Source organism: Streptomyces capitiformicae (assembly GCF_002214185.1).
Taxonomy (GTDB): Bacteria; Actinomycetota; Actinomycetes; order Streptomycetales; family Streptomycetaceae; genus Streptomyces; species Streptomyces capitiformicae.
The window spans coordinates 3,424,633-3,451,209 of sequence record NZ_CP022161.1 but is presented as its reverse complement, the minus strand read 5'-3'; the positions used below and the strand labels follow the sequence as shown (position 1 = coordinate 3,451,209).

The 26,577-nt window shown below is 72.4% G+C and carries 14 protein-coding genes; 6 read left to right on the top strand and 8 right to left on the bottom strand.

The annotated features are described in order from the left end of the window. Positions 1 to 88 precede the first annotated feature (88 nt). Complete coding sequence (gene argG, locus CES90_RS15290; RefSeq protein ID WP_189785391.1) at positions 89 to 1,540, bottom strand: argininosuccinate synthase; 1,452 nt, start codon at positions 1,538 to 1,540, stop codon at positions 89 to 91. 92 nt (positions 1,541 to 1,632) lie between these two features. Next, a complete protein-coding gene (locus CES90_RS15285; RefSeq protein ID WP_189785392.1) occupies positions 1,633 to 2,013 on the bottom strand; it encodes a winged helix-turn-helix transcriptional regulator in 381 nt (126 codons plus the stop codon). A 100-nt stretch (positions 2,014 to 2,113) separates the two neighbouring features. Between CES90_RS15285 and CES90_RS15280 the strand changes: the two genes are divergently transcribed. Then, on the top strand, positions 2,114 to 2,521 hold the full coding sequence (locus CES90_RS15280) for a RidA family protein (RefSeq protein WP_189785393.1): 408 nt from the start codon (positions 2,114 to 2,116) through the stop codon (positions 2,519 to 2,521). A 98-nt stretch (positions 2,522 to 2,619) separates the two neighbouring features. Here the strand turns inward: CES90_RS15280 and CES90_RS15275 are convergent, their stop codons facing one another. Beyond that, positions 2,620 to 3,489, bottom strand: a complete 870-nt coding sequence (locus tag CES90_RS15275; protein WP_189785394.1) for a PhzF family phenazine biosynthesis isomerase — start codon at positions 3,487 to 3,489, stop codon at positions 2,620 to 2,622. Between the two features lie 111 nt (positions 3,490 to 3,600). Between CES90_RS15275 and CES90_RS15270 the strand changes: the two genes are divergently transcribed. Further along, positions 3,601 to 4,572: a LysR family transcriptional regulator gene (locus tag CES90_RS15270; protein ID WP_189785395.1), complete on the top strand. Its 972-nt coding sequence runs from the start codon at positions 3,601 to 3,603 to the stop codon at positions 4,570 to 4,572. A gap of 164 nt (positions 4,573 to 4,736) precedes the next feature. After that, entirely contained in the window at positions 4,737 to 5,543 is an 807-nt protein-coding gene (locus CES90_RS15265) for a YqjF family protein (RefSeq protein ID WP_189785396.1), read from the top strand. Positions 5,544 to 5,614: 71 nt separating this feature from the next. Here the strand turns inward: CES90_RS15265 and CES90_RS15260 are convergent, their stop codons facing one another. The 4 genes from CES90_RS15260 to CES90_RS15245 form a co-directional block, all read right to left on the bottom strand. Beyond that, positions 5,615 to 17,833, bottom strand: a complete 12,219-nt coding sequence (locus CES90_RS15260; protein ID WP_232791321.1) for a non-ribosomal peptide synthetase/type I polyketide synthase — start codon at positions 17,831 to 17,833, stop codon at positions 5,615 to 5,617. A 10-nt stretch (positions 17,834 to 17,843) separates the two neighbouring features. After that, complete coding sequence (locus CES90_RS15255; protein ID WP_189785397.1) at positions 17,844 to 18,356, bottom strand: hypothetical protein; 513 nt, start codon at positions 18,354 to 18,356, stop codon at positions 17,844 to 17,846. Then, positions 18,353 to 18,937, bottom strand: coding sequence for an AMIN-like domain-containing (lipo)protein (locus CES90_RS15250; protein ID WP_189785398.1), 585 nt, complete (start codon positions 18,935 to 18,937; stop codon positions 18,353 to 18,355). The genes CES90_RS15255 and CES90_RS15250 overlap by 4 nt, the downstream gene beginning before the upstream one ends. A 314-nt stretch (positions 18,938 to 19,251) precedes the next feature. Further along, on the bottom strand, positions 19,252 to 19,989 hold the full coding sequence (locus CES90_RS15245) for a hypothetical protein (RefSeq protein WP_189785399.1): 738 nt from the start codon (positions 19,987 to 19,989) through the stop codon (positions 19,252 to 19,254). 324 nt (positions 19,990 to 20,313) lie between these two features. Here CES90_RS15245 and CES90_RS15240 point away from each other — a divergent pair, with 324 nt between their 5' ends. Then, entirely contained in the window at positions 20,314 to 23,289 is a 2,976-nt protein-coding gene (locus tag CES90_RS15240) for a SpoIIE family protein phosphatase (RefSeq protein ID WP_189785400.1), read from the top strand. A gap of 65 nt (positions 23,290 to 23,354) precedes the next feature. On the opposite strand, the gene CES90_RS15235 is transcribed toward CES90_RS15240, so the two are convergent. After that, entirely contained in the window at positions 23,355 to 25,046 is a 1,692-nt protein-coding gene (locus CES90_RS15235; RefSeq protein WP_373313491.1) for an alpha/beta hydrolase, read from the bottom strand. Positions 25,047 to 25,264: 218 nt separating this feature from the next. Here CES90_RS15235 and CES90_RS15230 point away from each other — a divergent pair, with 218 nt between their 5' ends. After that, positions 25,265 to 25,771 carry a hypothetical protein gene (locus CES90_RS15230; protein WP_189785402.1) on the top strand — a complete coding sequence of 169 codons (507 nt, stop codon included), beginning with the start codon at positions 25,265 to 25,267 and terminating at the stop codon, positions 25,769 to 25,771. 225 nt (positions 25,772 to 25,996) lie between these two features. Then, positions 25,997 to 26,524, top strand: a complete 528-nt coding sequence (locus CES90_RS15225; RefSeq protein ID WP_189785403.1) for a DUF4232 domain-containing protein — start codon at positions 25,997 to 25,999, stop codon at positions 26,522 to 26,524. Positions 26,525 to 26,577: the final 53 nt, after the last annotated feature.

The following is a 26,577-nucleotide window of genomic DNA, read 5'->3' as shown; positions in this document are numbered from 1 at the left end:
CGAGCGCGTACGCGGAAAGCGGTCGCCGCCCCTGTGTGAACGGGGGCGGCGACCGCCTGCTGTGCGGTACGGCGGGCGTGACCGTCCGTCAGTCCGTGCCGAACTCCATCGCCGCGCGGTCCAGCAGCTCGTCGTCGTCGGAGCCGGTGACCTCGCCGCGGGAGGCGATGGCCTCGGCGCCGCCCTCCGGCATGGTGCCGATGAGCCCGGTCGCGGCGGCCTGGGCGGCGCCGATCGCGGGGGTGGAGGTGCCGATGAGGCCCATCGCGGCGTACTGCTCCAGCTTGGCGCGCGAGTCGGCGATGTCGAGGTTGCGCATGGTGAGCTGGCCGATCCGGTCGACCGGGCCGAACGCGGCGTCCTCGGTGCGCTCCATGGAGAGCTTGTCCGGGTGGTAGCTGAACGCCGGGCCGGTGGTGTCGAGGATCGAGTAGTCCTCGCCGCGCCGGAGACGGAGGGTCACCTCACCGGTGATCGCCGCGCCGACCCACCGCTGCAGCGACTCCCGGATCATCAGGGCCTGCGGGTCCAGCCAGCGGCCCTCGTACATCAGCCGGCCGAGGCGACGGCCCTCGACGTGGTACTGGGCGAGGGTGTCCTCGTTGTGGATGGCGTTGACGAGACGCTCGTACGCGGCGTGCAGGAGGGCCATGCCGGGCGCCTCGTAGATGCCGCGGCTCTTGGCCTCGATGATGCGGTTCTCGATCTGGTCGGACATGCCGAGGCCGTGGCGGCCGCCGATGGCGTTGGCCTCCATGACCAGGTCGACGGCGGAGTCGAACTCCTTGCCGTTGATGGTGACCGGGCGGCCCTGGTCGAAGCCGATCGTCACGTCCTCGGTGAGGATCTCGACCTCGGGGTCCCAGAACCGTACGCCCATGATGGGCTCGACGGTCTCGATGCCGGTGTCCAGGTGCTCCAGGGTCTTGGCCTCGTGGGTGGCGCCCCAGATGTTGGCGTCGGTGGAGTACGCCTTCTCCGTCGAGTCCCGGTAGGGGAGGTTGTGCGCGACCAGCCACTCGGACATCTCCTTGCGGCCGCCGAGCTCGGTGACGAAGTCCGCGTCCAGCCAGGGCTTGTAGATGCGCAGGTGCGGGTTGGCGAGCAGGCCGTAGCGGTAGAACCGCTCGATGTCGTTGCCCTTGAAGGTGGAGCCGTCGCCCCAGATCTGGACGTTGTCCTCCAGCATCGCCCGCACGAGCAGTGTGCCGGTGACGGCACGGCCGAGGGGCGTCGTGTTGAAGTACGCCCGCCCGCCGGAGCGGATGTGGAACGCGCCGCAGGTGAGCGCGGCGAGGCCCTCCTCGACCAGCGCGGCCCGGCAGTCGACCAGGCGCGCGATCTCCGCACCGTAGGTCTTCGCGCGGCCGGGCACCGAGGCGATGTCGGGCTCGTCGTACTGGCCGATGTCGGCGGTGTAGGTGCACGGGACGGCGCCCTTGTCGCGCATCCACGCGACCGCGACCGAGGTGTCGAGCCCGCCCGAGAAGGCGATGCCGACGCGCTCGCCGGCCGGAAGAGAGGTGAGGACCTTGGACATAGGAAGATTATGCATGCTGATGCATGATCATGCAAAGGTGATATGCGTCCCATCTCACACGAGGGTGTGGGGCGGGGGCGGATCGGTGGCAGTCAGTCGTCGAAGCCGCGACGCGAGGCCTCGATGTGGCCGAGGTACCGCTGGGTCCACGCGCACATCCCGTCGACCGTCGCCCGCAGGGCGCGCCCCGGCTCGGTGAGGGTGTACTCGACCCGGGGCGGGACGGTGGGGTGCACCGTGCGCTCGACCAGGCCGTTGCGCTCCAGCATGCGCAGGTTCTGGGTGAGCATCTTGTGGCTGATGCCCTCGACCTGGTCGCGCAGCTCGCTGAACCGCAAGGTGCGTTCGCCGAGGGTCTCGATGATCAGGAGGGCCCACTTGTTGGCGACCTCCGAGAAGATCTCGCGCGCCAGGGAGTCCGCCCGCCGCAGATCCGCCACTTCCTCGGGCGTGCCCGTGAACTGCTTGGTCACCTTTGGGTTCCTCGGTCACTGAAAAGTGCGTTCTTCCATGTCAGCGGCCACTCTCCTACGGTTTCCCAGTAACCACAAGAGAGCACGGAGGCGGGACGACATGACCATCACCCTGATGAACCCCAGCGGGCTGCCGGAGATCGGCGCGTACCGGCAGGTGTCGGTCGCGACCGGTTCGAAGCTCGTCTTCGTCGCCGGCCAGGTCTCCTGGGACGCCGAGGGCACCACGGTCGGCAAGGACGACCTCGCCGCCCAGGTCGAACGCTGCTACCTCAACATCGCCACCGCCCTCACCGAAGCCGGTGCCTCCTTCACCGACGTGGCCAAACTGACCGCCTACGTCGTCGACTGGACCCCCGACAAGATGCCCCAACTCATGGAAGGAATCGCCGGAGCCGCCGCGAAACTGGGCACCACCCCGGTCCCCCCGATCACCCTGCTGGGCGTCGCGGCACTGGACATCCCCGACCATCTGGTGGAGGTCGAGGCGATTGCAGTCATCGACTGATGAGCGCGATTGGCAGTTCTGTTCCACCGGTACGTGGCGTTCCTGGCGTTTCGCCGAGACGGAACTGCCAATCATCGGGCGCCGGGGGGCGCGGGAGCCTAGGTGATCGGGACTGCCTGGCCCGTTACCCGGGTGTGGGGGGTGTCCGGGGAGACGTCGATCCGTAGGAGGCTGGGGCGGCCCATGTCCTCGCCCTGGTGGATGGTGAGGGTGGTGGGGGCGGTTATCAGGCCCAGGGTGCGGAGGTAGCCGCCGAAGGCGGCCGCCGCGGCGCCGGTGGCCGGGTCCTCCACGACGCCGCCCACGGGGAAGGGGTCCCGGGCGTGGAAGAGGGTGGGGGACTCGCGCCGGAACAGGTGGACGGTGGTCCAGCCGTGGCGGTGCATCACCTCGGTGAGGGCGTCGAAGTCGTAGTCCAGGTCGGCCAGGCGGGTGCGGGAGCCGGCCGGGAGGACCAGGTGGTGGACGCCGCCGAACGCCACGTGGGGCGGGAGCGCCGGGTCGAGGTCTTCGCGGGACCAGCGCAGGGCCTTCAGTGCCGAGTCGAGTTCCTCGGCCGTGGCGGGGCGGGAGTGGGTCGGGACGCTGGTCAGGGTCGCGCGGGCCGTGCCGTCGGCCGCGTCGACCGTCGTGGCCACGGGGATCTCGCCCGCGGGAGTGTCGAGGAGGAGGTCGCCGGGGCCGAGGCGTTCGGCGAGGGCGACGGCCAGGGCCACCGTCGCGTGGCCGCAGAACGCCACCTCCGCGAGCGGACTGAAGTAACGCACCCGGAAGCGCCGCGCGCTCTCGTCGGCGGCCGTCACGAACGCCGTCTCCGAGTACCCCACCTCGGCCGCGATCGCCAGCATCGCCGCGTCGTCCAGCGCGGCGGCGTCGAGCACCACCCCGGCCGGGTTGCCGCCCGCCGGGTCGTGGGTGAAGGACGAGTAGCGCAGCGGGGCGCTCGCGTTGTTGTTGTCGGTCGTCATGGCTTTACGGTGTCATCGGCGTGTCGATCGCGTCCAACGATTGGTTCCGATCAATTCCATCGGCGTATTGCATAGAGCCACGGTGTACAGCCGCCGCGTAGCCTGCCCTGCGTGGATACACGACTGCTGCACACCTTCACCACCCTCGCCCGCACCGGCAGCTTCACCGCCGCCGCTGCCGAGCTGCATCTCGCCCAGTCCACGGTCACCGTCCATATCCGCACGCTGGAGCGGGAGTTGGGCACCCGGCTCTTCGACCGGCTGCCCACGGGCACGCTGCTCACCGAGTCCGGGCGGCGGGCGCTGGACGGGGCGGAGGAGGTTCTCGACGCCGTGGCGCGGCTGAGGGCCGACGGCGGTCCGAGGGACGGCCGCGAGGGCGGCGGTGACGGTGTCGTACGGGGGCGGGTGCGGGTCGGTGCGCCCGAGTCGCTGTGTGCCACCCGGCTGCCCGGGGTCGTAGCGGCGCTGCGTGCCGACCATCCGGAGGTGGACGTCGAGCTGTACGCGGCCGGTACGGCGGACTGCGTCGAGGGGCTGCGGTCCGGGCGGCTGGATCTGGCGCTGGTGCTGGAGGGCGAGGAGGGCCTGCCCTTTTCCGATGTGGTGGCCGAGCCGGTCGCGGGCGAGGCGCTCGTCCTCGTCTGCGCTCCCCGTCATCCGCTCGCGGCGCGCAAGCGGGCGGTGACCTGGGCGGAGTTGGCCGCCGAGAGTTTCTTCCTGCTGGAGGAGGGCTGCTCCTACAGCGACGCGCTGGAGCGCAGGCTGCTCGCCGTGCCCGATGCCCGGCCTCGGCTGACCCGGTTCGGCAGCGTGGACGCGGCGCGGGCCTGTGTCGCCGCCGGGCTGGGGCTGACGTTGCTGCCGCTGACGACCGTGGCGGAGCAGCTGAGGGAGGGGCGGCTGGCGCGGGTGCGAGGGCCGCGCTTCGATGACGTACCCGTACGGCTGGCACGGCACCGGAGGCGGTGGACGGGGCCGGCGGCGGAGGCCTTCGCGCGGGACCTGGTGCGGCAGGGGGCGGCAGGGGGCGATGGCCCTTCGCCGGAGTCGGAGTCGGATTCGGATTCGGAGTCGGCCTGAGCTCGTCAGCAGGACGGGAAGCGCTGGTGGCGCGCCGGTATCCGACGACAAGGAGTACCGAGCCGGCGACGGCCGCGACTCCCACCCATGCGCATCTGCGGCCCCCGGTTCATGGTCGCTCAGCGTACTTCCGGGTACTTCCGGTCTTCGCCGATACTGGCGCGATGCCGCCGCCCGAAGAGTCCCGGACCGCCGTGGTCCCCGTGCCTCCGGCCCCCATAACCGTCGACGCGCCGGTGGCGATAGCGCGTCCGTTGCTCACCCAGTCCTGGCTCGATCTGACGTTTCTGCACTGGGCGGTGGATCCGGCCGATGTGGCCGGGCTGCTCCCGGCGGGAACCGTTCCCGACACGCTGGGCGGGGTCACATACGTCGGGCTGGTCGCGTTTCGGATGCACAAGGTGGGGTGGCTACGGCTGCCGGGGGTGCCGTACCTCGGGTCGTTTCCCGAGACCAATGTCCGGCTCTACTCGGTGGACCGGCATGGGCGCCGTGGTGTCGTCTTCCGGTCGCTCGACGCCTCACGGTTGCTGCCGGTGGTCGTGGGGCGGGCCGGGTTTCGGATGCCGTATGTGTGGTCCCGGATGAGCATCGAGACCGAGGGCCTTGGGGACGTGGAAGGCGCCACCGTCGGTTACACCAGCCGCCGCAGGTGGCCCGGGCCGCGTGGGGCGGGTAGCCGTATCACCGTGCGGGTGGGCGAGCGCATCGACGAGCCGACCGAGCTGGAGCACTTCCTGACCGCGCGCTGGGGGATGCACGGGGCCTTCTTCGGGCGGTCGATGTTCCTGCCCAACGCCCATCCGCGCTGGCCGTTGCACCGGGCCGAACTCATCGAGTGCGAGGAGGATCTGGTGGCCGCGGCGGGGCTTCCCGCGCCGGTCGGGGAGCCGGTGAGCGTCCTGTACTCGCCCGGCGTTCCGGCGCGGTTCGGGCGACCGGCGCGACCGGCGGGCATCCCTACGCCCTGAGCGGCGCCGGCCCGAGGTGCGCCAGGGGCGTCATGATCGGCCTGAACGCCGGCGGGCGGGGAAGGCATGGATCAGCGTGGGGGAGGCGGCGGCGCCTTCCTGACCCCGTGCCGTCGCAGGGCGTCGAGGGTCTCCTCGGGGATCGTGTGGTCGAGGAGGTGCAGTGGGGCCGGGCGGACCCCCGCGGAGTCGGCCGCGTCCCAGTGGGCCAGGGCGCGGGGGAGGTCCACCAGGCCGTGGATCAAGGGGAGTTCGGGGGTTGCGTGGTCCGTCCGGTGGGCGTGGAGGAGTGACTCCAGGCGGCACGAGGCGAGGGTGCCGGGGAAAGCGCCGGGGAGGCGTGTGCGGGTGGCGTGACCGGTGAGGGCGACCGCCGGGAGGCCGGGTGCGAGGTGGGTCTCGGTGGCGTCCAGAGCCAGCAGGCCGCCTCCGACGACGAGGACGTCCCCGGCGCGCTTCATACGGTCGAGGGCGCGCGCGGTGTCGAAACAGTGCGGGAAGGAGTCGTCGACGACGATCGTGCCGGGGCGCAGTCGATCGATGTCCAGCAGGGTCGTCGAGCCGCTGACGGCGGTGACGATGACATCCGCCGACCCGTATACCTCGTCGGGCAGGCTGCCGCCCCGGTCGCCGGTGGACTCGACGACCCGTACGTCCGTCGTGGGGTGCTCGGCCGACAGTTCGGCGGCGAGTCGGTGGAGCCGTGGGGTGCTGCCGGGCAGGTCGCAGAGGAGGAGTCGGGCCGGTGGGTGGGGGCTGCGGGCCAGGAGGAGCCGTAGCGACGACGTGCCGATGGAGCCGCAGCCGACGACGGCGAGGGTGAGTTCGGCAAGGTCGCGGTCGGTCGCGGCGAGCGTGGCGTGGACGGTCTTGACGACGGCGACGGTTGTCGCCGCGTGGCCGGTGGTGATCGCCGGGGTCGCCGTGGTTGCTGTGTCGGGGGTCTCCCGCAGTACGTCGTAGCCGTAGCCCGTCAGGGACGGGATCATGCCGGCCAGCGAGACGCAGCGGGCGCCGAGTGAGGCGGCGTACTCGACGGCGCGTGCGGTTCGGGTGGCCAGTCCGGGGAGTTCGGCCAGTTCGTCGGCGAACAACGGGAGTGCGATGAAGCCCGACCTGCCGATGGGTGTGGTGATGTCCTCCAGAAGTCTTGCCCGGCCGTCCGGGAAGAGGAGGTCGCGGATCTGTTCACGGCCGGGCGCCGCGTCCGGGGGAAGCCCGGCGTACGCGACGAGGTGCTGCGGGGCCGGGAGGTAGCCGATCAGGGCGGCGTCGAGAGGCGCGTCGAGGGACGGAGTGGTCGTCGGCTCGTCGCGCGGGGCGCTCTCCAGTTGGTGGCGCAACTCCTCGGCGAAACGGGTGAGTTCGGCGGCGGTCAGGGCCGTCGCCGAGGCGCGGACGGTGACGCGCGTGCCTCCGCCGCCGTTCGCCGCCGGTCGTACGGCCAGGAACACGTCGGTGCCCAGCGGTGGCGGGGCGAGCGCGGTGTCGGTGTCGGTGTCGTCGGGGTGGAGGGTCAGGGAGGTGTCCGTGGGCGGGCCCAGGGACGACGTGAAGTCGAGGAAGGTGAAGAAGAACTGGGCGGTACGAGGGAGACCCTGGTCCGTACGCAGGTCCAGCGGGCCGGCGGTACGGGCCGCGAGCGTCTCGGCGGCGATGCGGCGGAGGTCCTCGGCGAAGGGGAGGCGCTCTCGGCGCTCTTGGTCCGGGGCCGCCGCCGGGCGCAGCGCCACCGCCTCGGCGAACGGCCCGAAGACGCGGTGGGCGTCCGGTGTCGTCTCGTCCCGTCCGGTGACGGCGAGCCCGAGCACCAGGTCGTGCCGACCAGTGAGCGTGGTGAGGGCGCGGTAGTAGGAGGTGAGGAAGGGGGCGTAGAGGGTGGTGTCGGCGGTACGGGCGAGGTGGCGCAGGGCCTGGGTGCGGTCGGCGTCGAGGGTGAAGCCGGTGGTGTGGAAGCCGGAGGGCGTGCCGGGGGCGCGTAGGACGGGGGGTGTGTACGGGGCCCGGTGGCGGGCTCGGTAGGCCTCGGTCTCGGGGGTGGGCGGAGCCTCGCGGCGTGCGGTGTGGAGGAGGACGTGGTCGCGGAACGTGGAGTGGAGGGGCTCCAGGCCGTCGGGGAGGCCGCGTTCGAAACGGTCGTGGACGGTGAGGAGTTCGCGGGTGAGCAGGGCGGCGCTGTAGCCGTCGCCGATGAGGTGGTGGGCGTGGACGAGGAGGACGTGGTCGTCGGCGGCGAGGGTGAAGAGCCGGAGGCGCAGCAGGGGCCACGCCCAGGGTTCGAAGCGGCGGCGCGCCTCCTCGGCGACGCGCTCCTCCAGGAGGGCCGGGTCCGCGAGGGTCTCCGTCTCCACCGGCAGCCGCAGCGAGGGAGGGAGTTCCTGTTGTACGGGTGGGCGGGCACCGGCCGGGAAGACCGTGCGGAGCATGGGGTGCCGGGCGATCAGGAGGTCCACGGCGCGCTGGAAGCGGTTGTGGTCCAACGGGCCGGTGAGACGGAAACGGGCCAGCCAGGTGGAGCCCCCGGCCGAGGCGGAGGCGGAGGCGAGGGCGTCGGCGAGGAGGAAGCCCCGCTGGGACGGGGTGAGGGGGTAGGGGGTGGGGGTGGTTTCGGTGGCCGGGGAGACTGCGGGTGGTTCGGCGGCGGCCGGGCTCTCTGCGGCTGCGGCGTCGATGGCCGCAGCCAGGGCGCTCAGGGTGCGGTGGGTGTAGACGGCGGTCGGCCGTGGCAGGGCGGCGGGGCGGGCGGTGCGCAGCCGGGCGAAGAGCTCCAGCACGGTCATGGAGTCGCCGCCGAGCGTGAAGAAGTCGTCCTCCAGGAAGACCTCCGGCACCTCCAGCAACGCACACCACTCACGCGCGAGCAGGCGTTCGGTGGGGGTCGAGGGTGGGGTTCGGATGGGCGCCTGCGGGGCGACTTCACCACACCCGCTGGGCGCGAGCCGGTTGCCGTCGAGCCGGTTGCGGTCGATCTTGCCGGTGCCGGTCAGGGGGAGTGCCGCGAGGGCGTGGACGCGGGCGGGCAGCATGTACGGGGGCAGGGTGCGGGACAGGAAGGCGCGCACCTCGCGGGGGTCGGGGGCCTCGGCACCGGCTCGCGGCTCGACGTATGCCACGAGCCGTCCGTCGCGCAGCAGTGCGGCGGCACGGGCCAGGCCCGGATGGGTGAGCAGCGCGGCCTCGATCTCGCCCAGCTCCACCCGGTGGCCGCGGACCTTGACCTGGTCGTCGAGTCGGCCCAGGAACTCCAGCACCCCGTCGGCTCCGCGGCGGACGCGGTCGCCGCTGCGGTACCAGCGCCGGCCGTCCCGTTCGGTGAAGGCCGCCGCGGTGAGGTGGGGGTCGCCGAGGTAGCCGGGGGTGAGTCCGGTTCCGGCGATGAGGAGTTCACCGGGTTCGCCGGGGCCGCAGGGGCGGCCGTGCTCGTCGATCACGGACAGTTCGGTGCCGGCGATGGGGCGGCCGATGGGGAGCCCGCGTACGTCGTCGGCGGGGCGGGTGTCGATGAGGTGGCAGGTGGCGTTGATGGTGGCCTCGGTGGGGCCGTAGAGGTTGGCGACCCGGTGGCCGCCGTCGTACGTACCGCCGGTGGTGTCGAGGAGGTCGAACCAGCGGCGGACGTGGGCGGCGGGGAGGGCCTCGCCGCCCACGTGGACCCAGCGGAGGGCGGAGAGGTCCGGGCTCCTGCGCTGCCGGGCGCGTTCCTCGGCGGCGGTCAGCAGGCGTTCCCAGAGGGTCGGTACCGAGCTCCATACCGTGATCCGGTCCGCCACGACGCGGTCGAGGAGCGCCTCGGGGTCACGCAACAGGTCACGGGAGAGGGTGTGCACCGTGGCGCCGACCAGCAGCGGGGCCAGCAACTGCCGTACGGAGGCGTCGAAACAGACCGACGCGGTCTGCGCCAGCCGATCGCCGGGGCCGTAGCCGAAGGTGGACAGCGCCCAGTCGAGGTAGTTCGTCATCGACCGGTGGGTGATGGGGACGGCCTTGGGCCGGCCCGTCGAACCGGAGGTGAAGATGACGTACGCGATGGCTTCGGGGTCGGGGTCGGGGGACAGGGCTGGGCTCGGGGGCGGTGTGTGGTCGTCGTCCTCGTTGACGGTGACCGGCACAACACCCCCCAGCCCGGCGGCGGCTGCGTGGGTGGCCGTGTCGCAGACCAGTACGCGGACTCCCGTACGGGCCAGCTGGTCCCGGTGCCGGGCGGTGGGGTGGGTGGCGTCCAGCGGTACCCAGCCGGCGCCCGCGCGCAGGATGCCGACCACACCGGTGACCGTTTCCGCGCCGCCGGGTTCGGTGAGCAGTCCGACCAGGTCGCCGGGGCGTACGCCGTGGGCGCGCAGTCGGGCGGCCAGGGCTGCGGAGGCGGTGTCGAGGGCGGCGTAGGTGAGGGTGGTGCGGGGGGTGCCGTCGGTGGTCCGGCCCGTGTCGACGGCGATGGCCTCGGGGGCGGCGCGGAACCGTGCGCGGAGTCGGTCCACGATTCCGCCGGTGCCTTGCGTGTTTTCCGTGTTGTTCGCGAACTCCGCTGTCAGGGCGCGCAGTTCATCGACGTATGTGTCGGCGAGGCCTCGTACCGTCTCGGGGCGGAACAGGTGGGCAGGGTGGTTCCAGGAGAGGCACAGGCTCGCGTCGGCCTCCCAGCACAGGAGGCCGAGGCGGGTGGCGGCGGTGGCGGTGGCCGCAGCCGTCGGGGTCACGGTGACGGGCCAGTCGGGGCCGTGGACCACCGGGAAGCGGGCGAAGCTGAACCCGGCCTCGGCGACCGTGCGGGGCGCCGGGCCGGTGGTGGGCCGCAGCTCGGACAGCAGTCGGGCGAAGTCGGGGCTGCCCAGGGTGGCGTGGGCCTCGGCCTCCCGCCAGATCCGCCGCAGCCGGTCGGCCAGCGCGGTCACCGGTTCGCCGGGGTCGACGGTCACGAATACCGGCAGGGTGTCGGCCAGCGGCCCGACGAGGCGGTCGATGCCCGGCAGCGGCAGCTCACGACGGGCCCGCGCCACGTTCACGGCGACGGCCCGCCGCCCGCTCCACCGGGCCAGACAACGGCCGTACGCCGCCAGCAGCAGGTGGAACAGCGAGACCCCGTGGCGCGCGGCGACCTCGCGCAGCGCGGCCGTCAGGGTCTCGTCGAGGTGGGTCCGGTGGTGGGTGAGCGGTGGGGCGGGGGGCGCGTCGGGATCGCCGTCGTACGGGAGGGCGGGCGTCGTCGTGTCCGCGCCGACGCCCGCTTCGGTGAGGCGGGCGCGCCAGTACTTCTGGTCCTTCTCGTACGCCGGGGACCGCCGTTCGGCGGTGAGGGCGGCTGCGTAGTCGGCGAACCGGGCCTGAAGGGACGGGAGTTCAGGTTCGTCGTCGCCGCTTCGGACGAGTGCCGTGTAGAGCGTCCAGAGTTCCTCACTCAGCACCTTGAGGCTGTAGCCGTCGGCGGCGGCGTGGTGGACGACCAGCAGAAGGTGGGCGAGGTGCGCGTCCTCACGGACGAGGACCGCCCGTACGGGGTCCTCCGTCGTCAGGTCGAACGGGCGGTTGCACAGGGCCTGTTCCAGCTGCCCCAGTTGATCCAGGTGTGGCTCGTCCCGTACCTCGTACCAGCCGGGGGCGGTGTCCACAGGCGCGGCGGGTACCGCGTACTGCTGTGGCCGGGGGCCGCCGTCGCGGGTGATCCGCATGCGCAGCAGGGGGTGGCGGGCGGCGAGACGGGCGAGGGCTCGGCCGAGGAGTTCGGGGTCGAGGGGGCCGTTGACTGTCTGGCGTACGTAGCCGTAGGCGGTGACGCCCTCGTGGAGGGTTTCGGTGGTGTGGAAGGCGAGTTGGAGGGGGGTGAGGGGGACAGGGGCGTGGGGAGGGGTGGCTGCTGATGGCGTTACGGGTGTCTCGGGCGTCGTGGGTGCTTCGGTGGCCAGGTGGGCGGCCAGTTCGCCGACCGTTCGGTACTCGAAGAGGAGCGTGGCGGGCAGGGGGCGCCCGAGTTCCCGTTCCAGGCGGCGGGCGAGGTCGACGGCGGTGAGGGAGTCCAGCCCCAGGGTGAGGAACTGTTCGTCGTCGCCGATGTCCTGGGGTCCGCGGTGCAGTGGTTCGGCCAGCAGGCGGCGTATGACGGTGGTGATGGGGGTGACGGTGGTGACGGTGGTGATGGGGGACGGGGTCGGCCCGGCTTTCTTGAGGGCTGTGTCGAGGAGGGGTGGGGCAGTGGGTGCGGCTTCGGCGACGACGGGGCCGGAGCCCGTCACGCCTGCCTCGCCGGTCACGCCCGTCACCAGCACGTGGCCCGTGTCCAGGCCGATCGCCGCGTGCAGGCCCGCGAGGGCGGCGCGCGCGGTCATGGGCGCGAGATCCCGCACCCCGAGGTGGCCCTGGGCCCCGCTCGCCAGGCCCGTGTCGGACACGGGGCCGAAGGCGATCGACTGCCAGGGGTGGCCCGCCGCTCGTTCGGCGGTGGCGAAGGCGTCGAGGAAGGCGTTGGCGGCGGCGTAGTCACCGAGGGCGCCGGCCAGGCCCGGCAGTACGGCCGAGACGGAGGAGAAGGCGACGCGTACGGCGCCCTCGTGGCCGTACCGGCGCAGTGCCTCGGCGAGCAGCGTGGTGCCGCGTACCTTGGCCGCGAGGACGGCCTGGATCTCGTCGTCCGACTTGCCGCGCAGGCTGCCCGGACGGACCGTACCGGCGGCGTGGAAGACCCCGTCCAGGGGCGGCAGTCCGGCGACGAGTGCGTCGACGTCGGCCGGGTCGCTCACGTCGGCCGCCTGGTAGCGGGCGCGGGCGCCGAGGGCGCGCAGGTCGGCGAGCAGTGCGCGGGGCGGTGTTGTGGTGCGGCCGGTGAGGACGAGGTCCGGGTTGCCCCGCCCCGCCAGGTCGCGGGCGAGCGCGGAACCGAGTCCGCCCGCGCCGCCGGTGATCAGATAGGTGCCGTCCGGGGGCAGCGCCTTCGCGGTCCTCGGCGTGTCCTCGTCCACGGCGACGGGGGTACGGGTCAGGCGGCGGCCCGCTCGCCAGGCGACGGTGCCGTCCGCGCCCGGCGAGCCTGTGGCGTACAACTCCCGTTCCAGTGCGTCCAGTTGGGTGTCGAGGTCGTCGAGGGAGGAGAGATCGATGCCCCGGCCGGACAGGCGGCCCGCGTGTTCCTCGGGGAGGGCGAGCGCGAAGCCGTGCGGGAGCGCGTGGGCGGGACGCGAGGGTTCGGGGGAGTCGCCGATGCCGGTGGTGTACGCGTCCTCGGTGACCAGCAGCAGCCGGGTGGGGGCGGGGCCGAGCAGGGGCAGGACCTCGCGCAGGGAGGAGACGGCGGGGTCGGTTCCCGCGAACCACAGCACGGTGACCGGATACAGCACGGTGACCGGATCCGAGGCCCCGGCCGACCGTACGGCGGCGGGGTCGTCGTACCGGCCCAGCACCGTCACCCCCCGCCCGGTCAGCCGCTCCGCGAGGGCGCGCCCGAGTGCCGTGTCGGCGGCGCCGACCAGCCGTACGGCACGGGGGCCGGGGGCCGCGATCAGCGGGGCGTCGCGCCAGACGAGGGGCTGCGGGGCGGGGACACCAGGGGCGGGGACACCACACCCCCTGGTGCCCTCGCCGAGCACCGGCCAGTGGCGTCGGCGCTGGAAGGGGTATGTCGGCACGGGTACCCGACCCCGTCCCGCGCCCGATGGTGCCGTAGTCGTCGGGGAGAGCGGCGTCCCCCGCGTCCACAACCGACCCACCGTTTCCAGCAGCGCTCCAGCCCCGGCCCCCCGACCGTCCGCCCCTCCGCCCAGAGCCGGCACGAACGCCACCCTCTCCGCCGCGCCCCCGCACCGCGCCGCGGCGACCGCGTGGACCGGGCCGGAGAGGGAGCCGCCGGACCCGAGTTCGACGAACGTGTCGTAGCCCTCGTCGAGGAGCCGGGCGACGGCGGCGCCGAAGCGCACCGGGCGGGTGGCGTGGTCGCGCCAGTACCCAGGAGTCAGCGAGGGCCCCCACTCCCCGGTGACGGTGCTGAGCATGGGTATGGCCGCCGGGTGGACGGTCAGGGCCTTCGCGGCGTTGCGAAGGGGTTCGAGTACGGGCTCCAGCATCGGGGAGTGGAAGGCGTGCGAGACGTGGAGGCGGCGCGCGGCCACACCACGGGCCGTGAGTTCCGCGACCGCGCGGTTCACGGCGTCCGCGTGCCCCGCCAGCACCACCTGGGTGGGCGAGTTGACGGCGGCCACGGACAGCGTGCCGTCGGACGCGGCGAGTACGGCGGCGACGGTGTCCTCGTCGCCCCGTACGGCCGCCATGGCGCCCGGCGCGGCCAACTCGCCCACCAGACGTCCGCGTTCGGCGGCGAAACCGACGGCCTCGGCGAGCGGCAGGGCGCCCGAGACGCACGCGGCGGTGATCTCGCCGACGCTGTGCCCCACGACCGCGTCGGCCCGCACCCCCCACGCGGCCAACTGCCCGGCCAGCGCCACCCCGAACGCGACCAGCAACGGCTGCGCCACCTCCGTCCGGGCCAGGTCGGCGGGGTCGACGTCCTCGTCCAGAGACCAGGCGGCCAGGGTGCGACCGAGCACCGGACCGGTGAGCGAGGAAGCCTCGTCCAGCACCTCACGGAACACCGGGGCCGACTTGTACAGGCTCCGGCCCAGCCCGGGGCGCTGGGCGCCCTGCCCCGGTAGTACGAACACGGTTCGTGGCCGGGTCTGTACGGCCTCGCCCCTTTCCCGGGCGGATTCGAGCCGTTGGGCGAGGTCTCCGTCGGCCACCACGGCCAGGCGGTACGGGGCCTCGTCCCGGGCTGTGTTGACGGTGGCGCAGACATCGGCCTCGTCCCACTCCGGATGGGCCCGTACATACCCGGCCAACTCGTCGGCGGCGACCCGCAACGCGTCACCGCTGCGGGCGGTCAGCCGCAGCAGGTGGGGGCCGGGGGTGGTGAATGCGGGCCCGCGGCCGGGTTGACCCGGCGCCTCCGCCAGCACCGCGTGTGCGTTCGTGCCTCCGAAGCCGAACGCGTTCAGACCGGCGACCAGCGGGCGGCCCCCGGTATCCGTCCACTCCTCGTGCTCGGTGACGAGCCGGAAGCCCGGGGCGACCCGCGCCAGGAAGGGTGCGGGCGGAGTGCTGTGCGGCGAGGACGGCAACTGCCGGTGGGCCAGGGCGAGGACGACCTTGAGCAGGCCGGGCATCCCGGCCGCGTTCAGCAGGTGCCCCAGGTTCGCCTTGACCGAGCCGAGCCGTCGCGGCACTCCGTCGGCGCGCGGCGGGAACGCCTCCCCGAGTGACCGCGCCTCCACGGGGTCGCCGATCGGGGTGCCGGTGCCGTGCGCCTCGACGTACGACACGTCGCCGGGATCCACCCCGCACTCCTCGTACGCCCGCGCGATGACCTCCCGCTGGCCGCGCGGGGTGGGCGCGAGCAGGCTCAGCGAGCGCCCGTCGTTGTTGACCGCCGTCCCGCGTACGAGCGCGAGCACCGGGTCGTCGGCGGCCATGGCGTCGTCGAGGCGGGCGAGTACGAGGGTCGCGCCGCCCTCTCCGGGGACGAACCCGTCGGCGTCGGCGCCGAACGCGCGGCACTTGCCGGTGGGGGACAGCGCACCCGTCGCGTCGAGGAGCCGGTGGCCGGTGGACGTCAGGCCGAGATTGACGCCGCCGACCACCGCGAGGTCGCACTCGCCGGACAGCAGACTCCGCCGGGCCAGATGCAGGGCGACCAGCGCCGACGAGCAGGCCGTGTCGACGGCGAGGGCCGGGCCGTTCAGGTCCAGTACCTGGGAGACACGGGCGGCGATCAGGTTGGGCAGGTTGCCGGTGAGGGCGGCCGGGTGGCGACCGAGGTCCCCGTCGGCGGCCTCGGCGAGAACCTCGCGGTACCCGCTGTCCCCGGTGGCCGCGAACACGCCGATCCGCCGCCCGGACCGCCGGGGCCCCGCGTATCCCGCCCGTTCCAGCGCCTCGTGCGCCAACTCCAGGAAGATCCGTGCCTGCGGGTCGGTCGCCCGTGCCTCCGCGTCGTCCATCCCGAAGAACTCGGCATCGAAGGCCGCCGGTTCGGCGAGGAAGGAACCGAAGCGGGGGGTCGACTCGGCCGACTCCGGCCACCGCCCCTCGGGCACCCCGCCGACGGTGTCACCCCCGGTGGCGAGCAACTCCCAGAAGTCCTCGGGCGTCTCGATCCCGGGGAAGCGGCAGGCGGCCGCGAGCACGGCGAGGGAATCGCCGGGTTCAGCGGCGGCACGCCGTGCACCAGGTGCCTTGTCCGTCTCGGCCTCTCCGATCAGTGCGAGCACATGCGAGGCCAGCGCCGCCACCGTGTCGTGGTCCCGCAGGTCAGACGGTTCCACGGTGACGGAGAAGGAGTCCTCCAGCCCGGCGAGCACGGCCATCGCCTTGAGCGAGGATCCGCCGAGGTCGAAGAACCGCTCCTGAAGGCCGATTTCGGCCTCCGGCCGCTCCAACACCTCCGCCCAGACCCGCCGTACCGCCTCTTGGACGTCCCGGAGTGACCGAGGCGAGACCGAAGCCGAAGCCGAGACCGAAGCCGAGACCGAAGCCGAAGCCGAAGCCGAAGCCGAAGCCGAAGCCGAGACCGAAGCCGAAGCCGAAGCCGAGACCGAAGCCGAAGCCGGGGTCGGCGTCGGCGTCGGGGCGTCGCCCCACCGCGCCTCGACAGTGGCGTACGCCCCGGACTCGAACCGCTCCCGCAGCACACCCCGGCGCAGTTTCCCGCTGGTGGTACGGGCGAACGCCCCCGGCGGCAACGGCAGCACCCGTACGTCGTCGTGCCCGAGTGCCTCCCGCAGTCGCCCGGCGGCCGCCCGCAGCACCGGCGTGGCAGTCGCGGCCGCGGGCCTCGCCCACTGCACGAACGCGACGACCCGCTCACCCCCGCCCGCCGGATCGGTGGACCCCACCACGGCCACGGCCGCCCCCGACGGCAGCCCCGGCGTCGCGGCGACGGCCTCCTCCAGGTCGGACGCGTGGAACGTACGGCCGTTGACGAAGACGACGTCCTTGTGGCGCCCGGTGACACACAGCCGTCCACCCCGCAGGAACCCGAGGTCCCCGGTGCGCAGCCAGCCGTCGCGACCGAAGGCGTCCGCGCTCGCCTCGGGCGCCCGGTGATATCCGCGCCCCACCTGCGGCCCCCGCACCTCGACATGCCCGACCCGCAGCTCGTCCAGGGGCCTGTCCGAACCGTCGGACCCACCGGTGATCCGCACCTCGCACCCCGCCACGGGCACCCCGAGGTCCATCAACTCCACCGCGTGCGGCCCGGCTTCGGTCTCCGCCACCCGGCCCCGCCCGAGCGCCGCCCGATCCAGTACCACCGGCTCCGCGATCTCCCCCAGCGGCGGTACGGTCACCGCGAGCGTGGCCTCGGCCAGCCCGTACACCGGCAGCGGGGCGCGCGGATCCAGCCCGGCGGCGGCCGTGAGAGCCGTGAACTCCCGCCAGACGCGCGGCGCGATCGGCTCGGCGCCGACGAGCATCAGCCGCACGTGGCTCAGGTCGAGCCCGGCGAGGGTGGTGGCCGGCACCCGCCGTACGGCGAGGGCGAGGGCGAAGTTCGCCGCCGAGAGCAGGGTCGCGCGGTGGCGCGCCACGGCCTCGAACCACAGCGCGGGCCGCTTGGCGAAGGACAGCGGCTCGATCCGTATCTGCTTCAGACGCGCGGCCATGGGGACCAGATGCGTGCCGATCAGACCCATGTCGTGGAAGTACGGCATCCAGGTCGCGACGACGTCCCGGTCGGTCATCGCCGTCGCGGTGCGGATCTGGCGAAGGTTGGCGAGGACACCCGCGTGGGTCAGCTCGACCCCCTTGGGGGTCCCGGTGCTGCCGGAGGAGAACTGAAGGAAGGCGACATCGTCGGGCGCGGCCCGGTGCGGCCGTCGCAGTGGGCGGCCCGCCCGCAGCACATCGAGGCGCAACACGCCTGTCCCGTCCGGGACTTGAGTCGTGGTGGACTCGTCCACGACGACGGGCGGCCGTCCCAGCAGCTCCCACACCGGCCCCACCCGGCGCGGCTCGGCCGCGAGCGGCACGGGTACGGCCCCCGCCGCCAGCGCGCCCCAGAACATCGGCTGGAAGTCCTCGCCCCGGTCGGCGACCAGCGGCAGCGGGGTGCCCGGCGTCACCCCGGCCGCGATCAGCCCGCCCGCCACGCGCAGGGCGCTGTCGCGCAGTTCGGCGAAGGTGACCGCGTGCTCCCCGCCATCCCCCCGAACGTGAACGACGGTCTGCCCGGGAGCCTCCTGCGCCGCCCCGACCAGCACATCCAGCAGCGTGGTCGCCGCCGCACCGTTCACACCGTCATTCGATATGTTCACCGGGTGGACCTTACGGCGTGGGCGTGGGCGTGGGCGTGGACGGTGACGCGGGAGGAGAACCCTCCAAGTCCGCCCGCCACGCCTCCATCACCCTCTCCGGCACCTTCGTCAGCAGCCCGTCGTCCTTGGTGAAGGCGAGCCCCGTGTGGTTGTACGCGCCCCCGCCACACCCGTCGGACTGCCACATGAGCTCGACCTCGGTGGACGCGTCGATCACCGGGTCGTCGCTCTGCCACGGCGTGACCCGGAGCCGCACAGGACCACGGGCCGGGTCCACGTCCAGAGGGAGTGTGAGCCGCAGCCGCGTGACCCTGCCCGGCGGCAGCGCCCTCTCCACGCACTCGCCCCGCGCGCACAGCTCGTACGAGGCGCCGGTGAGGTCGCCGTACCCGTCCCGCAGGAATGTCACGCTCACGCCGGAGTCGACACCGACTCCGGCGCAGGGCACGGCCGACGCGGTGCAGGCGGACACCGCGAGGAGCAGCGCGGGTACACCAAGGAGCAGAGGGAGACCAGTTCTCAACGGCTGCTCGTCCAGCTGTGGGCCACGTCGACCACCAGACGGTCGGACAGTTGGATCACCCGGAACGGCAGCCGGGCGCGGACGCCGAGACCGATCTGGGTCTCGCCCTCGAAGCTCCCGGCGAAACGGGTGTCCCGGAAGGTGCGGTATCCGGTGATGTCGACGCCGGGCAGGGGCCGGGCCACGTCCGCCGCGTAGGTCGGCTCACCGGTCTCCGGGTCGTAGCTCGGCGCGGCGATACGGACTTCGAGGATGGCGCCGCCGCCGACCGGGATGTGGTCGCCGGAGCCGGCCTGGTGCAGCCGGTCGACGTACTGGACGTAGAAACCGATCTTGTCGCCACCGCCGGGAACGTCGAGCACCATGCGGTCGAAGCAGTCGTGACGGCCGGTCCTGACATCCGTCAACGGCACGGCCCCACTGCTGACCGCGCCCTTGGTGCCGCTGCCCCACCCCGTCGGGCAGGCCGCCACGGCGGTACGAGCGTCCCCCACCGGTGCGGCACCCGCGCTGCCGGCCGCCGCGCCCGTCGCGGTGCCCGCGAGCACGAGTACGGCCATCGCTGCTCCGATTCGTCGCATGTTGTCCCCCCTGGATTGGTGATACGGGGTGAGACGACGGGGTCCGGCGGAAGGTTGTATGAGTGACGCACCACACAATACGCCGCTTTTCACAACAATGCGGGTGTGCGGAACAACGTGGCAGCCGCTTCGACGACATGACCCTGTAGGACCTCCAACACGTCCGCAACGCCCTCGGGCGGGCCGGCCCGGTAGCTCGCCGACCGGTACGTACGGACGTGGTGTGGACGGATGTCACCGACCTGTGGGCGCCGTGGGTGCGCGACCAGTGAGCGCGCCGTTCGCGGGCGGCGGCGACGTCGGCGGTATGCGGATCACCGGGCGTCGGGACTGAGCGCGGGGGACGGCACCTTCCGCAGCAGCGGTGCCGTCTTGTTTCTGACGTTGTTCCTGGCGGTCCCCGGGCCGAAGCCGGGGCCGCCGGAGGGTCTGGTCACGTACTGGTGGTGCATGCTGTCGTCGATCCGGCAGAGCACCCCCGTGGTCCGCCCCGGCGGAGCACTCGGGTCGAGCTTCGCGGTGAGGGACGCCAGCTTGTCGTAGAGGGTCTTGCAGCGGGCCCCGTTGGCGGAGGGCTCGGAGGTGGTGGCCTCGTAGAGGGCGTCGAGGACGACGACCAGGTTGTGGCCGGAGAGCTGGATGTCCTGCATACCGCCGTCCGCCTTGGTGATGCGGCCGGCGGGCAGGTTCGGGTTCGCGGTGAAGTGGACGGCCTTGGCGGGGCTGGGGCCGATACGGTCGTACGGGTCCCGGGTGCTCTGGGTCCAGCTCGGCTCCCAGACGCCGAAGGCCGTCCGCGCCATGAAGGTCCAGGTGTCCTCGTGGCAGCGCAGGGTGATGTAGGAGACGCCGGCCGCCCGCTGGAGCGTGCCGTTGTGCGGCTCGAGGGCGGCTCGGTTGGCGGCCAGGGCGGCCTGGAGGACGGCGCGGTCCTCTTCGCGCCACTGTCGCTCCTGCTCGCCGCGCTGGGCTTTGAGGTCTCGTTTGAGCTGCTGGTTCTTCACGTACTGCGCGAGGACCGTCTTGACCAACGTCTTGACCATGCTGAACATGTGGTGCCTGCTCGGGTCGGGCGGGACACCTGGTGTCGCGACAACCTGGTGCCGCAACAACCGGTGTCGCAACAACCTGGTGTTGCAGCGGGCCAACGATGCTCGGCAGAGCTTGGTCACGCCATGGGCCCGCGGCGAACAACCCGACAGAACAGCCCGGTTGATCTACGCGCGTCCTCGCGGAATGCGCGTGCCTATGCATGACGGCTGACCAACTATCCCTGGAACCAGTTTTGTTGGCGTCGGCGACCCGCCGTGCGGCCTGACTGCGGGATTCCTGTGTCGGCCTCCCCCGACAGCGAACAGAACGTTAAGGTCTGACCTATGAACGCACGGCTGGCGCTGCTCAGCACGGTTGATCCGGGTGTCGCGGAAAGTGAGGTCTTCCGGCTGGCACTGCAGCACGTGGTCGGGGAGTTGGGCGCCCTCGGGGGAATGATTCATCTGCGCGGGCCCATGCCCGCGCTGCGGCTCGTATCGGTGACGGGCCTTCCGCCCGTCCTCACCCGCTCCTGGGAGATCATCGACCAGGAGGGCCCGTTGCCTCCGGCCCGCGCCCTGCACCAGGGCGGAGCCCGTGTGGAGAACCGGGGCTTATGGATGCCCCTGCACGCCGTCGACATCACGTGGCCCGGCACCGGACTCGCCGCCCTGCCGATGTCGGGCGAAGACCGGGTGATCGGCGCGCTCACCGTCCTGATGGGCGACCAGGGCGAACCCACCCGCGCACAGTGGGACTTCCTGCGGGCCGTCGTCGCCTGGACCGAGGAGCGGATGGCCCAGGCCCCGCCCCCGTCCGGCCCCGCCCAGACGGAGCTGAACGGCGAGGGGCTGCGGCAGGCGTTGAAGGAGGTCCGCGTCGGCTCCTGGGACTGGAACATCCGCACCGGTGACCTGATCTGGGACGAGGCCGCCCTGGAGCTCTACGGCACCAGACCCGCCGAATTCACCGGGAAGATCGACAACTGGATGCGGATCGTCCACCCCGACGACCTCCCGCCGACGCTGGCGGCGGCGGAGCGGGCGATCCGCGACCGCACCGTGTACGAGGCGGAGTACCGGGTGCGGCGCCTGGACGGCACGTACGGCTGGACGCAGGACTGCGGCCGGGCGACCTACGACGAGTACGGCAAGCCTCTCCGGATGATCGGCGTGGGCTGGGAGAGCAGCGAGTCCCGGTCGGCCCGGGACGCGCTCAGCCGGGCCCTGCGTCACATGAGCGACGGCTTCCTCGCGGTGGACGGCGAGTGGCGGATCACCTTCGCCAACCTGGAGGCGGAACGCTTGCTGAACATGACCGAGGAGGAACTCTTCGGACGGGTTCTGTTCGATCTCCCCTGCGCCCAGCGGATGCCCGGCCTGGAGCCCGTGTGCCGGCAGGCCGTCGCCGAGCAGAAGCCCGCCGGTTTCGACATCCACGTACCGGACACCGGCCGTCGCTGCCACCTGCGACTGGTCCCGGGCCCGGACGGCCACACCATCTACTGCACCGACGTCACCGAGAAGCGGCGCCTGGAGGACGAACGCCGGGCGGCGGAGCTCGCGGCGGCCGAACGGGCCTCCCGTATCGCGGAGTTGACCGCCGCGCTCGCCCAGGCGACGACCTCGCGGGACGTGATCGAGGCGGCCGCCCGCCGGGTGCTGCCCCCGTTCGGCGCCGCCGGACTCCTCGTACAGGACTTCGAGGGCGACCGGCTCCGCAACGTCGGCGCAGTCGGCTACACCGACGCGTTCCTCGCCCTCGTCGACAGAAGCCCCAGGATGCCGTGCCATCCGGCCTGGAACGCGATCACCTCCGGTGACCCGGGGTTCTACTCCTCACCGCAGGAGTACCTCGAGCACGCGCCCCACAACGCCGAGCTGCTCGACCTCTGCGGGAAGCAGTCCTGGGCCTTCCTGCCGCTGACCGCGTCCGGATTCACGTTCGGGGTGTGCGTCGTGGCCTTCGACCAGCCGCGCCGGCTCACCGACGACGAACGCACCCTGCTCACCGCGATCAGCGCCCTCCTCGCCCAGTCGCTGGAGCGGGCCCGGCTCTACGACCTCGAACACACCCGGTCCCGCGAACTCCAGCGCAGCCTGCTCCCGCGGGGCCTGCCCGCCCTGCCCGCCTGTGAGGCCGCCGCCCGCTACCTGCCGTCGGGCCAGGGCATGGATGTGGGCGGCGACTGGTACGACGTCATCCCGCTCTCCAGCGGCCAGGTCGCCCTCGTCGTCGGCGACGTCATGGGCCACGGCCTGCCCGAGGCCGCCACCATGGGCCGGCTGCGCACGGCCGTCCACACCCTGGCCGACCTCGAACTCCCGCCCGACGAGATCATGACCCACCTCAACGACCTCGTCGTCGGCATGGCCGAGGAGTCGTACGTCACCTGCCTCTACGCCCTGTACGACTCCACCACCCGGACCTGCTCCATCGCCCGCGCCGGGCACCCGCCGCCGGCCCTCCTGCTGCCCGACGGCACCGTGTGCTTCCCCGATCTGGCCGCCGATCCGCCGCTGGGCGCGGCGGAGCCGCCGTTCGAGACGGTCGAACTGCACCTGCCCGAAGGCAGCCTGCTCGTCTTCTACACCGACGGCCTGGTCGAGTCGGCGAAGCGGGAGATCGACCACGGCATGGCCGACCTGGCCCGGCTGCTGCGGACCGCCCACGAGGACGGCACCGCCGCCGACCTTGAACGCCTGTGCGACAGCCTGACGCAGGCCCTGCTCCCCGCCGACCACCCGGCCGCCGACGACGCCGCGCTCCTCGTCGCCCGCCTGCACGCTCTGACCGACGACCGGATGGCCTCCTGGCCCCTCCTCGACGACCCCAGAGCGGCCGGCCAGGCCCGCCGCCACGTCCGCGAACAGCTCTCCGCCTGGGGCCTGGACGACCTCGCCCCCACCACCGAACTCCTCGCCAGCGAACTCGTCGGCAACGTCGTACGCCACGCCAAGGGCCCCGTCCGCCTACGCCTCCTGCGCGGCTCCGAACTCACCTGCGAGGTCTTCGACGGCAGCCTCACCATGCCCCGCATCCGCCGCGCCACCGACACCGACGAGGGCGGCCGCGGCCTCCAGCTCATCACGGCCCTCTCCCAACGCTGGGGCACGCGCTACACGACGACCGGCAAATGCATCTGGACCGAACAGTCCCTGACCGGCCCGGACCCGGGCCCTTCGCCCGATGCCGAGGCCGACGCCCTGGGCCTGATGTTCCCGACCTTGGGCGGCTCGGACTTCGGCCTCGACTACGACGGGGACTTGGACGCGCTGTCCTTCGGAGACCCGGACCTGGACGCCGAACAGGAGCAATAGGCCGGCCCCCGTACGGTACGGGGGCCGGGAACGGTGTGTGGGGTCGGCTGATCGACCGGGTCAGGTCAGCGCACGTTGCCGATGCGCTCCACGCGCTCGTTGACGCCGTTGCGCAGCTCGCCGAGCGTCGTGCCGGGCGGGGCCACCGTGGGCGCGGAGGTGGGCGGTTGGGTCTCGTCCGCGCAGGTCGCGCCCTTGTCCGGAACCGTCAGATCCAGCAGATAGCCGGTGACGGCGTCGGTGGCGCAGGCACTCCGCCCGAACGCCGTGTGCCCCTCGGCCTCGAAGGTGAGCAGCCGCCCGTTGTCGAGCTTGCGGCTGAGGGCCACCGCGTCGTGGTACGGCGTGTCCGGGTCCCCGGTGGTGCCGATGACGAGGATCGGCGCCGACCCCTTGGCCCGGTAGGAGCCGTCGTACCGGCTGATCCGCTCACCGGGCCACTGCACACACGCGGTGGCGTGCTGGTGGTCGTACGTCGGCGGCCCGTACGCCATCGCCGGACCCAGCAGCGGCGCCGCCTCGGCGAAGGCCGTGACGTTCCGCTTCAGCCGCCGCAGACCGCGCGGGTAGTCCCGGTCGACGCACTCCACGACGACATTCGGCCCGAGGAAGTCGAAGCTGGCGGGCGACGGCGGTCGCAGCAGGAAGGAGGTGTTGTCCCGCAGCTGGGCCTTCCGCAGCGCCGCGCCGAGGGACGGCCAGATGACCTTGCCCTCGTTGATGTTGAACATCAGCCGGTAGACGAGGGTGTAACCATTGGCGAGGCCGCCGTTGGCGGTGGGTACGGGCTGGGCGTCCAGGTCGCTCTTCAGCTTCTCGAACGCCGCCCGCGGATCCCCGTCACCGAAGCCGCAGGTGGCCTGGTCGGCCGCACACCAGTCGAGGAAGCGGCTCATCGCGCCGTCGAGGGCCAGGTACTGGGGCAGGTCGTAGGCGTAGGGCCGGTTGGCGTAGTGGACGGGGTCGTAGGCGCCGTCGAGCGCGAGCGCGCGTACGCGCTTGGGGAACAGAGCGGCGTACACCGTCCCGATGTAGGTCCCGAACGACCGCCCGTAGTAGGTGAGTTGCTGCTCCCCGAGTGCTTGGCGCAGCAGGTCGATGTCGCGAGCGACGTACTCGGTACCGACGTACGGCAGCAGCGCACCCGAGTTGTCGACACAGGCCTGATCGAACTCGGCGGCCTCGCGCAGCGCCGGTCCGAAGGCATCGGCCCCGGGTACTCCCTTGGCCTCGGTGACGGCCCGGGTGTAGCGCGCGTCGTCGAAACACGTGAGTGCCGAACTCCGGCCGACCCCGCGCACGTCGTACCCGAACACGTCGAACGACTCACGAAGCGCGGCCGGCAGATCCGCGTAGTTGTTCCGGACGAAGTCCACCCCGGAGTTCCCGGGCCCGCCCGGCTGCATGAAGAGCGTCCCCTTGCGCTTCGCCGGGTCGGCGGCGGGCTTGCGCACCACGGCGAGGGTGAGGGTGCGGCCGTGGGGTTCGCGGTAGTCGAGCGGTACGTCGGCGGTCGCGCACTCGAATCCGCCTTGGCAGTCGGCCCAGTTGAGGACCGGTACGGGCGGCGTGGAGGTCTTCGGGGCGGTCGGGGCGGCCTGGGTGGCCGTGGCGGTCCCCGTTCCGGCGACGAGAAGGGCGGTGAGGGCGGCCCCGATAACTCTGAGCCGCGAGAGACGTCTTGACGGGCGATGTGTGGATGTCACTGGTGTCACTGGTGTCTTCCCCCCTGGGCTGGAATGTCCCCAAGTACCCATTGGTCAAGGTGGGTTAGGAGAGTGTCTAACCCAAAAGAGGGAAAAAAGGCGAGAACGGTGCCCCGCGACCGCCGTACTTCCACGAGAACTTTCCGCTACCCAACCGTAGTTACCGCCTCCGCCGTTCCATTCGTAATCTTGCCAACGTCCCAGGCCGGTCCTGAGCGACGGAACGCCTGGCAGACACCCCCCCCCACAACTGCGAAGGATCCGCGCAAGTGTCATCGAAGAACAGCCGCCTGCGGCTTGCCCTCCTCTCGCTCACCGTGGCCGCGGCCGCCCTGACCATGGCAGGCCCCGCCGCGGCGGCCACACACCAGCCCACGTCGACCGTGTCCACGGTCGATGAGACCCCCGCCGTACCCACCGCCTTCGTCGACCTCCCCACGACCCCTCTCGCAATGGACGGCAAGCCCCAAGAGGTCACGCTCACCTACCGCAACGACGCGTCGGTGCCGCGCACGGTGGCTCCCCAACTCCTGGTCGAGTCCCCGGACTCGGGCCCCTTCCTGAGGCCGTCCGACATCAAGCTCGAACGCCGCACGGCGTTCGGATGCTGGGAACCGGTCGACCTCGGCACCCAGACCGGCACCCTCTTCACCGACCTGACGACGGCCCACCGCGAGCTGGCCGTCGGCGAGACCCTGACGGAGACGTACCGCCTGACGGTCACCAAGGCCGGGGTGCAGGGGACGGTGCATCCGCGGGTGGCGCTGTTCGACTGACGCCAAGCCCGATCGGCTTGGCAGAGGGCGCCCTCCAAGCGAGGGCGCCCTCTCGCGGGTGGCCGAACTGCCAAGGCCACGCGCGTCGGCACGTCGGCGCGTCGCCCGAACGTCCCGCCTCGGCTTATCAGTCGAGCGCTCACCTTCTGCGTGACGTACGGGCCCTCCGGAGTGTGGTAGACGACCATGCCGTCACCGTCACCGTCACCGTCGTCGTCGAGGGCGATGTCCGGCCGATCGCCCGATCCCAGAGCGGTCCTCACGGTCACCGCCACCGCCACGGTCACCGCCACCTCCACCGCCACCTCCACCGCCACGGTCACCGCCGACAGCGGAAGCGACGTCGGGCAGGCCTGCGGAACCAACGACCTGACCTTCACCATCAGCGAGAAGCCGCAGGCGGGCGGCTACCTCCTCGTCACCGCCAAGGCCCTGCCCGGCATCACCTGCTACCTGGAGGGCGTCTTCCCCTCCGCGTCCTTCGGCTCCTCCGCCGACACCGAGCTGTCCCCCGCCGAGCACAGCGTCAGCGAGACCCTCAAGCTCTCCGGCAACACCGTCGCCTACGCCGGCATCAACCCCAAGACCACCGACAACGACAGCGGCAGGCAGTTCGAGAAGATCCACCTCTCCGTCCTGGGCGACGAGATCAACTTCGTCACCCTCGACCTCCCCCGCACCGTCACGGTCGACCGCCCCATCGCCACCAACTGGCACGCCGACCCGGCCGACGCCGTCCCCTTCTCCAACTGACGCCAGCCCCCCACCCCTGACGGGGTATGGGGTGCACTCAGTGCCTGCGGCAC

Excerpts from the sequence above, each read along its gene's own strand:
- argG (WP_189785391.1), bottom strand. The coding sequence starts at position 1,540 with ATGTCCAAGGTCCTCACCTCTCTTCCGGCCGGCGAGCGCGTCGGCATC.
- CES90_RS15280 (WP_189785393.1), top strand. The coding sequence starts at position 2,114 with ATGACCATCACCCTGATGAACCCCAGCGGGCTGCCGGAGATCGGCGCG.
- CES90_RS15275 (WP_189785394.1), bottom strand. The coding sequence starts at position 3,489 with ATGACGACCGACAACAACAACGCGAGCGCCCCGCTGCGCTACTCGTCC.
- CES90_RS15265 (WP_189785396.1), top strand. The coding sequence starts at position 4,737 with ATGCCGCCGCCCGAAGAGTCCCGGACCGCCGTGGTCCCCGTGCCTCCG.
- CES90_RS15250 (WP_189785398.1), bottom strand. The coding sequence starts at position 18,937 with ATGCGACGAATCGGAGCAGCGATGGCCGTACTCGTGCTCGCGGGCACC.
- CES90_RS15245 (WP_189785399.1), bottom strand. The coding sequence starts at position 19,989 with ATGTTCAGCATGGTCAAGACGTTGGTCAAGACGGTCCTCGCGCAGTAC.
- CES90_RS15240 (WP_189785400.1), top strand. The coding sequence starts at position 20,314 with ATGAACGCACGGCTGGCGCTGCTCAGCACGGTTGATCCGGGTGTCGCG.
- CES90_RS15235 (WP_373313491.1), bottom strand. The coding sequence starts at position 25,046 with ATGGGTACTTGGGGACATTCCAGCCCAGGGGGGAAGACACCAGTGACA.
- CES90_RS15225 (WP_189785403.1), top strand. The coding sequence starts at position 25,997 with ATGTCCGGCCGATCGCCCGATCCCAGAGCGGTCCTCACGGTCACCGCC.